The sequence below is a fragment of the uncultured Chitinophaga sp. genome (assembly GCF_937874145.1).
Classification (GTDB): Bacteria; Bacteroidota; Bacteroidia; order Chitinophagales; family Chitinophagaceae; genus Chitinophaga.
In genome coordinates this window covers 15,789-30,019 of sequence record NZ_CALNBI010000147.1, presented here as the reverse complement: position 1 = coordinate 30,019, position 14,231 = coordinate 15,789, and the positions used below count along the sequence as shown (strand labels likewise).

Genomic DNA, 14,231 nt, shown 5'->3' with positions numbered 1-14,231 from the left:
CCTGCCCGAAGTGCTTGGCGAGTTCAAGAAAGGTAACCTGCCCGAAGACGGCATCAAGAAAATGGTTGCACTGGCCGACGAGCTGAAGCCCCGCTTCGCCTAAGCCTGAAAGCATATAGTTTTGAAAAGCCCTCCGCTTGCGGAGGGCTTTTTTTTATTGGTACGCAACACTTTGTGGTTTCTGTTGTTTCTTACTAACAGCAGTACCCGCGCTGCCAGCCGCCTACGGCTGTTTTTTTCATGATCGTGCCAGCTACCGAGCCCATAACCTAAAAAGGCCGTTGCTATTTCCTATTTGCTATCGTTGTATCCTTTACTGCTTTCATCCAATCCGCGAACGCGCAGATCCAGTGTACGTCTCCCCAACGCATCTGCGGGAATACGGTTGTTTTTGCGCCCGAGCTCGCCCAGAACCTGGGTACCCTCAGTTGCGTGAACAATGTCAACTACCCCGGCTTCTATTTCTTTGAAGGCGGCAGTTCCGGCGATGCCACTATCCGCGCGACGGCCACCAACGGCAATATCATCCTGGATTACGTGCTCTACGGGCCGTATTTTTCCATCCAATCCATGCAGAGCGCCTGCGGCAACCTGGCCAGCCAGCCGGTCATGTCGTGCTTTAACGGCAACTCCTCCGCCATCGACATCACTTTCCCCAGCGTGGCGCCCGGGCAGTGGTACCTGCTGGTGCTCGTCAACCGCAACGGCCAATCCGGGAATATAACGTTGAGCCAATCCGGCGGCAGCGCTTCCTTCAATTGCTGCCAGCTGGATGCCAGAGCGCAATTGGTGAGGCCTGTTTGCGCCTCTACCGGCCAGGGCGGTTACATCCAGATCCAGCCCATCAACGTGACCGGCAGCATCGAATTCAGCAAAGACGGCGGGCAGACCTGGCAAAGCAGCAATGAATTCAACAACCTCGCCGCGGGAACGTATAATATCGTGGTGCGGGACCAGAGCCTTTGCGTGAAAGCGTTCACCGTCACCGTTCCCGGCGATATCACCAATAATTTCATCACCCCTCCCTCGCAAAGTGTCTGCGAAGGCCAGCAGCCCGCCAATTTCCAGGGATCACAGCCTGCAGGGGGCGACGGCACTTACACCTACTTATGGCAACGCAGCGAAACCGACGCCAACAACAACTTCAATCCCGCCCCGGGTGTCAATAACCAGCAGAATTATACGCCACCTATTGCTAACAGAACGTATTGGTACCGCCGGCAGGTAATATCAGGCGGATGCCCGAGCAATACCACCGGCGTGCCCGTCACGATCTCAGGTGGCAGCACCCCGGCAAATGCAGGACCGGATCAGACTGTCTGCGGCGGCACGCAATTCAACCTCCAGGGAAATGTGCCGGCTTCCGGAACGGGACAGTGGACCCAGGTTTCAGGGCCCGCCGCTACAATTGGCAATCCAACGTATTTCAATACCGAAGTAACGCCTACCACCGCTGGCGTTTACGTGTTCCGGTGGACGATCACTTCGCCCGGTTGCGGGTCCAATTCGGATGATGTGGCGATCACGGTAGGAGGTGCTCCTACAACCGCCGATGCAGGCGCCGATCTGTCGCGCTGCCAGTCTACCACCGCCGCGCTTAGTGGCAATACGCCGACAGTCGGAACAGGCATGTGGACACAGGTATCCGGGCCAACTGCGGTGATTACCGATCCGCATAACCCGGGGACGGTGGTGGCACAGCTGGTGCCCGGCGCCACGCATGTTTTCCGCTGGACGATCAGCAGCGGGTCCTGCGGTTCCAGTGCGGATGAAATGTCGGTTACCGTATTTGATGGCACAACGGCGGCCAATGCAGGGCCGGATCAGACGGTGTGCAACGTGACGCAGGCCTCCCTGGCCGGGAACGCGCCGTTGAATGGAACGGGCACCTGGTCGCAGGTGTCCGGGCCTAATACAGCTGCTATCGCCAGCCCGAACAATGCCGCTACCAACGTATCCGGTCTCACGGCCGGTACTTATGTATTCCGGTGGACCATCAGCAACGGTGTTTGTATCCCTTCCACGGATGACGTGCAGATCGTTGTGGCGCCTGAGCCTACGCCCGCGGATCCCGGTCCTAACCAGGTGCTTTGCAATGTGCAGGGCGCAACCATGGCGGCCACTGCGCCGTCTGCAGGAACCGGCGCCTGGTCGCAGGTTTCAGGGCCTACGGCCGGGGTATTCAGCGACATAAACAACCCCGCCGCAACCGTTACTAATTTGACGGCAGGCGCGTATGTTTTCGCCTGGACGATCACGAGCGGCAATTGCCGGCAGGTATCGCAGAATGTTTCTGTGCAGATATTTCCGACGCCGGACAATGCGAATGCCGGGCCGGATCAAACCCAATACAACAGCGGAACTTTCGTGATGAACGCCAATACGCCTGTGTCCGGAAACGGCAGGTGGACCGTCGTATCCGGACAGGCGATCATCACCAATGCCACCCTGGCGACCACTTCCGTCACCATCCCCGTCAATTCCACAGCGGTTCTGAGATGGGTGATAGGCAGCGGCGCATGTCCGCCTTCGACGGATGACGTGACGTTGCGATACACCAGCCAGGCGGATATGCAGGTGGTGAAGACGGATGCGGGATCGGTGTATCAGACCGGGAAGCAAGTGAAGTACCAGGTAGTGATTACGAACAACGGTCCTTCCGATATGGCAGCCGCCAACTTCCAGGATGTATTGCCGGCGGAGCTGGAGAATTACAACTGGTCGTTCGTGACGACGGGCAACGGGGTAACTGTAACGCCCAATTCTGGTACAAGCCAGGCGATATCCGCCACGGTCAGCATGCCTTTTGCCGCCGGCAACCGCATCGTGCTGAACGTAACCGGTACGGTGAAAGCAACTTCCATCGGCGGAACGGTGGTGCGCAATACGGCGGCAATTCTTTCTCCCACGATTATTCCTGACCCGGTACCGGGAAATAATACTTCGACGGTCGACAGTGTGATCGCGAATAATCCGCCGGATGCCGTGCCTGACTTTTACGATACGTTCCGGGATGTGGCTGTCAGCGGCAACGTGAAAACGAATGACAGCGATCCCGACAATGATGCAATGACGGTGCAGACTACTGCCGTGGAACCGCCGGCACGAGGTTCCGTAATTATCAATGCCGATGGAACATTTACTTATACGCCAAATGCGGGCGTAACGGGAACGGATGTATTCGTGTACCGCATTTGCGATACGCAGGGCGCCTGCGACACGGCGCATGTGTATATCAATGTGAAACCGCCTTATGTGGACCTTCAACTGGAAAAAACGGCATCGTTGACGGAAGCGGTGGCGGGACAGCCGTTGCAATACATTGTGAAACTGACGAATGGCGGGCCTTCTACGATTCGCCCTGCAGACCGGATTTCGATGAACGATAACTTCCCGGTTGGCTACACGCCTTTATCGGTGACGGCATCGGCAGGTACGTTTGATTTGGGAAAGATGATCTGGACGGATCTGACACTGGCGCCGGGCGCTTCTGCGACGCTAACGATCCAGGGCGCGGTGGATGCTGATTTCACGGGCGCATCGCTTAAGAATGTGGCAACCGCCACGCCGCCGCCCGGCATGTCGGATTCCACATTAGCGAAAGACAGTGTGACAACGCCAGTGAACAGAAGTGCCGATCTCGCCATCACAAAAACTGACAACTCGAATATTTATGTGCCGGGCGGACAGGTAACGTATGTCATCACCGTCACAAATAATGGCCCTTCCAATGCGAACGGCGCTACCGTAACCGATGCATTCCCATCCGGGATTACCTCCGGCAGTTGGACGGCCACCGCGGTTGGCGGAGCGATTGTGCCTGTGAATGCAGGAAGCATGCCTTTACAGCAAACCATCAATTTACCGTCGGGCGGCGAGGTGGTTTACCGGGTTACGCTCGATGTACCGCCGGATTATACGGGAGCATTGACCAATACGGCCAGTGTTGCGCCGCCAACGGGCGTAACGGACCCTGTGCCGGGCAATAACAGCGCCAGTGATACGAATACACCTACTCCCGTGTATGGGCTGAGAATAGTGAAGAACGGGCCTTCCGTTGCGGTGGCCGGGGAATCGATCCAGTATTTGCTGACGGTCTACAATGTGGGCCCGTCGGCAGCGCCGCAGGTGACCATCACCGATGCGGTGCCTGCACAGATCACGAATGTTACATGGACGGTGCAAACAACCGGCGGGGCCACGGCATCCACGGCCAGCGGAACGGGTAACGGTATCAACTTCAATGGCTCCTTGCCTGTGGGGGATACCAACCTGATCATCGTTTCCGTGAGCGGAACGATCAGCCAGGGTGCAACGGGATCTTTCCGGAATATCGGCGTGGTAGCCGTTCCGGGCGACACGCAGGTAGTGAGTAACGTTATCGTAACCACATTGCGCAAGCAAACGGGTATTTCCATTATAAAATCTGGACCGATTACACATACCGTGGATGCGGGCAGGGACATCAGTTATAGTATTTCCGTCGTGAACGCGGGCCCTTCCAACGCAACGAACGTTGTAATTGCCGACCAGGTGCCGGCTACCATCGGGAACACGGCGTGGAGAATTGTATTAAAAGGCGGAGCTACCCTGGCTGCGGGGGCGCCGTCAACCGGTACGGGCAACACCGTGAATACGACGGTGAATATCCCTGCCGGCGCGGGGAATGAAGTGGATGTGATCGTAACGGGAACGGTGGCATCGTCTGCCACGGGGAACCTCGTCAATACCGCCACAGCCACACCTCCGGGAGAAACACCGGAATCGGACACCGATACCACTGTAATCATCAACAAACCCGGGCCTTCGATCGTGAAATCCGGTCCGGCTACTGCGGATGCGGGGGCCTCCATCACTTATACCTTATTGATCGGGAACAGCGGTCCCTCCGATATGAGGGGCGCTGTCATCGCGGACGCGATCCCCGGCAGCATTGAGAACGTGAGCTGGACGGCTACCACGTCGGGTACCGCATCGATCATCGCCGGCGCCACGGGTACATCGAATCTACTGGCGATGTCCGTTAATATTCCGGCCGGTGCGCAGAATATCGTGACTGTGACCATCACCGGCACGATCAGGCCGGACGCATCCGGTGTTATCCGGAACAATGCCTTCATGAGCGTGAACGGCGATGTGACTACATCCAATACGATTGAAACGGTTGTCAGCAAGAAAACGGCATTGAACATCAGGAAGCAGGCGCCCGATACCGCGCGTGCAGGGGATGTGATCCGCTTCCAGGTGAACGTGACGAACAACGGGCCGTCGGATGCGTTTGGAGTGGTGGTGCGGGATACCTTCCCGGCCGGCCTTCTCAATCCGCAATTCACAATTACCGTAAACGGCGCGGCCAAACTGAACAGCAGCAAGGTGGAGAATGGCGTGGGCATCCTGAATGCAGACCTGCCGGCAGGTTCAGCCAATAATATCATCATCACGGCTACCGCCACGATTGCCCCCGATTTCGAAGGCGTCATCACCAACAGGGCGATAGCCTCCGTTACGGGAGGTCCGGATGTTCCTTCCAACACCACAAATACCGTTGTGATCAACGAGCCGAGCCTGGTGGTCAGCAAAGCCGGTCCTGCCAACGTAACGGCAGGTGGCGATATTAATTACGTATTGGTCATCCGCAATAATGGCCTCGCGGATGCGAAGCAGGTGGTGATCCGCGATGTAGTTCCCGCCATCGTAACAGGCGTTTCGTGGGTCGCGGCCGTTAGCGGCAAAACATCCATCACCGCAGGCGCCAGCGGTTCGGGTAATACTGTGCTCGTGACGGCGGATATACCTGCCGGGATTGTGAACACGGTAACGATCAACATCCGCGGTAAAATAGGACCAGATGCCAGTGGTACTTTCCGGAATACTGCTACCGCTACACCCACTGGTAGACCCGGGTTCACGTCGAATACAGTCGAGACGCAGGTGTTGAACAGTCCTGCCCTGCAGATAGGTAAATCCGCACCGCGGGCACTCGCAGCGGGCAGCGACATAACCTGGCAGATCGTTGTCAATAACACGGGGCTTTCTGATGCGCGCAATGTGGTGATCGCGGATGTAATACCTGCGGAAGTGGGTAACGTCAGCTGGACGGCCACGGCGACGGACGGCGCAGCCATTGCAACGGGAGGCACGGGAACGGGAAGTAATGTGCGCGTCACCGGTGGCATTCCTGCGGGGGGCAATGCCAGTATCGTGGTGACGATCACGGGCACCGTTTCAGCGGCGTTCACAGGCGTCATCAGCAATATCGCTACAGTAGTGGCGGACAATGTACCGTTGACGTCGGCCGAAGCCAATACGACCATTTACAATCTCTCCAGAATCCAGATCGTGAAGAGCGGGCCTGATACTGCGAATGCAGGGGATCGCATCAGTTATCAAATCACGGTTGACAATAACGGCCCTTCAGACGCGATGGCGCTCCGCATCAATGACCTGGTGCCTGCGGAAATCATTAATCCTTCCTGGATCGCTACAGGACGTGGAGCGGCTCAGATTGTGAGCGGTGCTACCGGCAGCGGGCGCGTCCTTGATGTGGTGGCCGATATTCCTTATGGAACGGGCAACCGGGTGCTCATTACGCTTACGGGCACACTGAATCCAGCATTCGAAGGGAAAATTGTAAATACCGCAACGGTATTGGCGGATGGACAGCCGGTGCTTTCCAATACGGTGACAACACAGGTCGTGAAAAAGACGTCGCTGAATCTCGTCAAGATCGGCCCTGATGAAATTATCGCAGGTGAGCCGATCGCGTATGTTATTTACATCACCAATTTTGGCCCGTCCGTAGCCAATGAAGTGGAGCTTGATGACGTTGTGCCGGTGGAAGTGCAGAACGTAGCCTGGAAAGTTTTCACGACAGGAACCGCCGTTGTGGATGGCGCCCAGGAAGGCATTGGTAACGACATCAGGCTGAAGGGCAGCTTGCCTATGGGGCGGTTGAATTCCATCGTGCTGACGGTCGAAGGAGTGGTGGATCCCTCATTCGAAGGCAACCTGTTGAATGTTTCATCGGCACATGAAACGAATGTGTCCCGCAATTTCACCGATTCGGTAATAACAAAAGTCATCAACGTTTCGGCGCTGGATGTGGTGAAATCCGCGCCTGATACCCTGGCGGCGGGGGATCAGATTACCTATTCCATCAACGTAACCAATAACGGCCCCTCCAATTCCGGGGAAGCCACCATCCGCGATACGATCCCGGCTGGCATCAATAATGTAAGATGGGTAACAACGACGGCGGGCGCCGCGGCATTGAGCAGTCCTGCAACCGGCACCGGCAATATCATTGAAGTGAAGGGCAACATCCCGGCGGGGAACCCGCACCGCATCCTGCTCACCGTTTCAGGAACGATCGACCCATCGTTCACCGGTGCATCGCTGCTGAATGTGGCGCATGTAACGCATGGAGGTTCCGCATTCCTCGATTCCGCAAGAACCGGCATTGTGTCCCGGCCTAATGTTTCGGTCAATAAGACCGGTCCGGCGGTGATGAATGCCGGCGATCCCATTCAATATCATATCCGCGTACACAACAACGGGCCTTCCACGGCAAATGGCCTGCGCATCATAGACGCCATTCCCGCGGGGATTCTCAATCCTGTGTGGACGGCCACTGCAAACGGCGCCGGTACATCCGTAAATGTGACTTCCGGTTCGGGGAACGTCGATATTATCGCGGAACTTCCTGCGTCGGCCGCACATTTCGTGGATGTGAACGTGACGGGTGTGCTGGACCCTGCGTATGTGGGTACTTCCTTTGCGAATACGGCCTACGCGCGGATCCCGGGCATCACATCCGATTCGTCGGCAGTAACGACACAGGTATTGCGATCCTCCGATCTGCGGGTGCTCAAGACTGGTCCTACGCTGGCATCGGCCGGCAGCAGGATCGACTACCGCATCGTAGTACGAAACTTCGGGCCTTCATTTGCACAGGGCGCCGTCATCCGTGATACCGTTCCTGCAGAAGTCCTCAGCACCAGCTGGACGGCCATAGTTGCGGGCGGTGCCACCGTCAGCAGCAGCGCCGGAACCGGCAACCTGATCCTGTTGACGGGCGATATACCGGTGGATTCCGGTGAAATCGTGATCCACGTAACCGGCACGATCGATCCGGCTGAAAACGTACAGACCATCCGGAACTCCGCGCATGTTACATCCGCTCCCGGTACTTCCGACCCGAGCGAAGCGGTGAGCACTGTGGTGACGACTTTGCAGAAAGAAGCAGACCTGGTAATCGTGAAGAGCGGCCCATCGCTGACGATTTCCGGAGATTCTGTCATATATACTTTGTTGGTCACCAACCGTGGGCTATCGGATGTGACGGGCGCGCTCATCAAAGATGGCATCCCGCCAGAGGTGCACAATACCACGGTTACAGCGACTGCCGCGGGAAGCGCATCATTCGTCATCCAACCGCAAACCGACGACACCGTCCGGGTGACCGCCAACATCCCGGCAGGAGCGGCGCATAGCGTTACCATCCGGATCGCGGGTATCACAGATCCCGCGGCGCAGGACGGTTTCATCACCAACACGGCTACCGTAACACCTCCGCCGGATATCACCGAAACGATCCCGGACAACAATATCAGCACCATCCGGACAGAAATCCATAACGACGTGGGTGTGCTCATATCCAAAACAGGCCCATCGTCTGTGAACGTGAAAGATTCCATCTTCTATACGATCAATGTGATGAATACCGGTTTCTCGCAGGCTACGGGTGTGACGATTACCGACTTGGTGCCGGCAGGTATCAGCGGCGTCACCTGGCGTGCGGAAGCGCGCGGCGGCGCCAACGCCGTGCCGCCGTACGCGATGTGCGCGTATCCGGTTCAGGCAGTAATATCTCCCTCAACGCCACGATCGAAGGAACGGGCGGTTCGCAGGGCAGGATACTCGTGTACGTGAACGGCGTGGTGGATAACAATGCGCCGGATACTTTGCGCAACACCGCCACGGTCACGTCCGGCACGGAAACACGTTCCTCCACCGCCGTAACAGGTGTGAACAACGATGCGGACCTGGTTGTGGTAAAAGCCGGTCCAACGGCAATTGCTGCGGGTGAAGTAATGACGTACGTAATCACCGTCACGAACAACGGTCCGGCCGATGTAGCGGGCGCATCCATTTCAGATTCCATCCCCGCGGAAATTACCAACGTGCAATGGACGGCGGTAGTGGAAGGCGGCGCAACGATTTCGGCCGCCGGCGGAACCGGGAACATCATCCGCCTCACCGGCGATATCCCTGTAAATGCCGGCAAGATCACCATACAGGTGCGTGGACGGGTGAACCAGGATTTCACGGGCACGCTTGTGAATACCGCCAGGGTTGATCCTCCCGCGGGCGTGACAGATCCCAGGCCGCTTTACTCGACTGTCAGCACGATTGTGACGCGCGCGCAAGGGCTATCCATTTTGAAATCAGGGGTAGACAGCATTGATGCGGGGCAACAGTTGGCATATATACTCGTGGTGCGCAATGCCGGGCCTTCGGCCGCGGATACGGTTGTGGTGGCGGACAGCATCCCGGCTGCGTTGAGCAATGTGCAGTGGGCGGCTTCCGGCATAGGGGGAGCGGCTATTCTGACGGGCGCCTCCGGTACGGGGAATCTCGTTCGCATCAATGCGAACATCCCGGCGGGCGGATATGTGGCAGTGGCCATCACCGGCAATACGGATCCCGCCTTCAGCGGAACAATTTACAACTACGCCCTCGCGGGCAACGATCACCAGCGCGTAACCAGCGATACGATCCCCACGGTGGTCCGTAACGCACCGAGGCTGGCCATCCGCAAGACAGGCCCCGCGCTGGCGGTAGCTGGCGGTAATGTGGCTTATACATTGACAGTCGTAAATAACGGCCCGTCGACGGCCACCGGCGTACTGATCCAGGACCCCGTGCCCGTAGGCCTCGCCAACGTGCGGTGGACGGCCACTGCATCCGGCGCTGCGGTCATTCCGGATAACGGTGTCGGACACACGGGCAACGTGGCGGTAACCGGAACCCTGCCGCCGGGAGATTCCAACAGGATCGTTATTCAAATTACGGGTACGGTAGATGAAGCAGCTACCGCCAATATCATCAACGTCGCAACGGCGGCAACCGGCAACATAACCGTGACCGATAGCGTGACGACGGCCTTGCAGCGCGTGGTAGCGTTACGGTTGACCAAAACCGCTCCTGATACCGTATTTGCGGGGAACAGCATTTCTTATGGGTTCACTGTAAGCAATAACGGTCCGTCGTCCGCCCAAAACACCATCGTCTCCGATACCCTCCCCGCAACGTTATCGAACGTCACCTGGACGGCAACAGGCGTAGGCGGGGCAACAATTACTGGCGGAAACATTACCAACGGTTCAGGCAATATCATCCGCTTTACCGCCAGCCTCCCGGCAGGAGCTGCAAATCGTGTAGTGGTAAGAATAACGGGGGAAACGGACTCGGCCTTCACCGGTGCCATTTTGAATACAGCTTATGCCGTAACGGGCACGGCTACGGGGCAGTCGAACACGGTAACGACGCAGGTCGTAAAAGCATACGATATCAGCATCGTGAAAACGGGCCCCGCAACGGCCGGTGCGGGAACGCAGATGCAATACCAGGTACAGATAGTGAACAACGGCCCCTCCACAGCAACGGGCGTAGCCATCGCGGATGTGCTGCCATCGCAGCTGTTGCAGCCGGTATGGTCGGCAACGGCCGCCGGTAATGCGTCCATTCAGGGAGGTAATATAACCGACCGGGCGGGCAATGTCAGCTTTGCAGCAGACTTGCCGGCGGGAGCAGGCAATATCATCACCGTGCTGGTTACGGGTAATATACCGGCCAATTTCTCCGGCAGGCTCACGAATACCGCCACGTATACGATCCCCGATAGCGCAACCGTCAATAGCAATACGGTAAATACGGATGTGACGGCTATCGCGAATGTCCGCATCGCTAAGTCCGGCCCGGATACGGCTGTGGCCGGCAGCAGGATCAATTATGTGTTGCAGGTGAATAACGGCGGACCGTCGGATAGTGGGCCGTTGACGATTGCGGATACCCTGGCGCAAGGGCTTAGCGATATCAGCTGGAGCGCCACGGCAACGGGCGGCGCCGTCATAACGGGTGCAACCTCCGGTACCGGGTCACCGGTCAATATAAACGGCAGTATTCCCGCAGGCAGTGGAAATTACATACGGGTAAACATTTCCGGTACAGTGCCGCCCTCGGAAAGAGGAATGAGAACGAATACGGCATTTGTAGTGCAGGGAGATAGCGTGCTTGCTGCAGACTCGGTGCGAACGTTGATTATAGCGTTAACGGATCTGCATATCACCAAGTCGGCACCGGATACCGTGCTGTCTGGCAACGAAGTGCATTATGTGATCACGGTGGTGAATAACGGCCCGTCGGATGCGCCGCAGGTGACGATCAGCGACCTCGTACCGCAAACGCTTACCAACGTAACATGGCATGTGACGTACAGCGGCGGAGCAAAAAGTGCCGGAACACCTTCGGATTCAACATCCAACACGATACTCCTCCCCGTCAGCATCCCGGCCGGAGCCGGTAACAGCGTCCGGATCGATGTTACAGGCGCTACTTTACCGTCGTTTACCGGTACGGTCCGCAACACGGCGCAAGTGTTGGATAGCGGTACGGTGAAAGATGAGGATAGTGTATCCACTGCCGTAGTAACGGACATCCGGCTCTTTATCGGTAAAGTCGGGCCCGATTCGGCGGTAGCAGGTAACCGCATCGCATACCGCGTAGTGGCGGCGAATACAGGCGCTTCCGATCTGCAGGCATTCACGTTGACAGACGTGGTGCCGGCAACGCTGACCAACGTTACCTGGACGACCGCCGTTCAGGGCGGCGGATCCATTACTACGGGTGCCACAGGCAGTGGTAATAAAGTAACCGTGACCGGCAGTTTATCCGGTGGCGCAGCCAATGCCATTATCCTGGATATCAGTGGTACCGTGCCGCCGGGTTATGCGGGAACAATCAGCAACACGGCTACAATGGCGGCCGGTGGCGTCACCGCGAATTCAAATACAATCAATACGGTCGTTGCGCCGCAATACGCATTGAGCCTCGATAAATCCGCGCCTGCGGCCGCCACGCCGGGCGAAGAGATGACATATGTCTTGCGCGTCCGGAACAACGGTCCGTCGGATGCCACGGGCGTCCAGGTGAGGGATACGGTGCCGGCCTTGTTGCAGAATGTAAGCTGGACGGCCGCTTCCGCCGCCGGCGCCACAGTGACGCCTGCAAGCGGAGCTGGCAATATCGTAGCGCTGTCAGCAGATATACCCGCTGCCACGGGCAGCGAAATTGTGCTGACGATCCGTGGAACCGTTGGCAGCGGCTTCGCCGGAAGTATCAGGAACACGGGATATGCCACGGGCAATGGTACCAGGTTCCCGTCCAACGAAACGCAAACGGTTATCAGCGCAACGGCTGATCTGTCCATCACCAAAACCGGAAGCTCGAACGTGCCGGTTGGCGGGCGCGTGGTATGGACGCTGTTGGTATCCAACAAGGGGCCGCTGGCGGCGGATGGTGCTGTGGTAACCGATACCCTTCCTCCGCGGATGGATAACACTACCGCATCGGCAGTATTCCAGATCGGTGGTGCGGGCAACGCGCAGGTGACCGTAACGAACGATATCGTGCGGGTTGTGATAGGAACCTTCCCGCCGGGAGGCTCGGTCGTAATAGCGGTCACGGCGGACGTAAGCGAAGTTGGCACCGCGAGGAACGTTGCCTGGGTGCGGCCGCCGGCAGGGGTAACGGATCCGGTGATGGAGAATAACCGCTCGCAGGAACTGCTGACAAGCGTTACGCTGCCTGTAAAACTTAACATCAATAAAACGGTGCTGACGCCTGGCCCGCACGCGGTGGGGGATATGGTACGTTACCGGTTGGATGTAACGCATCCCGGGCTGTTCCCGCTGAACCCTGTCTGGGTAACGGATGATTTGCCTGCGCTGCTGGGGGCTCCTGTGCTGGGCGCGCCTTCCACAGGGCAGGCTACCTATCTGGCGAACCAAAAACGCATCAGCTGGATCATCGGAAACCTCGTTCCCGGCGTAACGCAATCACTCGAGTACGAAGCGCCTTTGCTGGATACAGGGCGTGTGACGAACACGGCCATCGTATTCATGCCTGGAAACGGATTACGGCCTGCCACCGCAGACACGGCAACCGCCACCATACTCGGTGGGCTGACCGCCGATCTGCAGGTAACCAAGCAGTTGCTCACAGCTCCGCCGTTCCAGGTGCACAATAAGGTCACCTATCTGATCACCTTGCGGAATAATGGTCCGGATGGCGCCAGCGGCATTACTTTGACGGATGTGCTCAGCGCCAACACCGGCAACCTGGAAGCGATGGAAGCGAGCACGGGCAACGCTTCCGAATCACAAGGCCGCATCACCTGGAACGTGCCTTCGCTGGCGAACGGCGCCTCGGCCACATTGCGGTTCACAGTGCGGATCAATAACGGCGGTTCCCTGGTGAATGAAGCTTCGGCGCAGGGCAACGAGCGCGATCCGGACCTCGCGAATAATACCGCCCGCACGGAGGAAACGCCCATCACCGGCGACGAGATTTTCATTCCCAACACGATCACGCCGAACGGCGACGGCCGCAACGACAGGTTCGTGATCCCCGGCATTCAGCGGTTCCCGGGCTCCGCGCTGATGGTGTACAACCGCTGGGGCAACCTCGTGTACCAGTCGAAGGATTACCAGAACCAGTGGGATGGCAACGGCCTCAGCGAAGGCACGTATTATTATATCCTTCAGCTTAAATCTCCGCAGGGGCTGCGTGAATTCAAAGGTTGGATTGAATTACTCCGGTAATTCATCGGTCATAGATTAGATTTTGAGGTTAACGCGCGGCTGGTTTTCCGGCCGCGCTTTTTGCATCGCCGGATTCTTGCCCCGGCCGCCGTTGTGTCACTCCCTTCATCGCCATGGCAAAATGCAACTCCGATTTTCCGGTTGCGCTTCACCGGGGATGCATCAACTGTGCACACCCGTCTGCGTTGTGGAAAACACAGTAAAGATCATCATCTGCACTCCCGCAATGTTTTTTATTTACCATCTTTTCGCCGCCGGCCCGGACGCCGTTGTGTCGCTCCCTTCATCGTCATGACAAAACGCAATATGCATCAGCTATTTACTTCGATGCAGGCTTCTTGTGCACAT

2 protein-coding genes are annotated in these 14,231 nt (G+C 57.5%); both read left to right on the top strand.

The features are described from left to right. Positions 1-432 precede the first annotated feature (432 nt). The gene (locus tag Q0510_RS06990) at positions 433-8,931 is read left to right on the top strand and encodes an Ig-like domain-containing protein (protein ID WP_298709512.1); all 8,499 of its coding nucleotides are present in this window, start codon (positions 433-435) and stop codon (positions 8,929-8,931) included. After that, the gene (locus Q0510_RS06985) at positions 8,841-13,883 is read left to right on the top strand and encodes a gliding motility-associated C-terminal domain-containing protein (RefSeq protein ID WP_298709510.1); all 5,043 of its coding nucleotides are present in this window, start codon (positions 8,841-8,843) and stop codon (positions 13,881-13,883) included. Before Q0510_RS06990 ends, Q0510_RS06985 begins: the two co-directional genes overlap by 91 nt. Positions 13,884-14,231 lie beyond the last annotated feature (348 nt).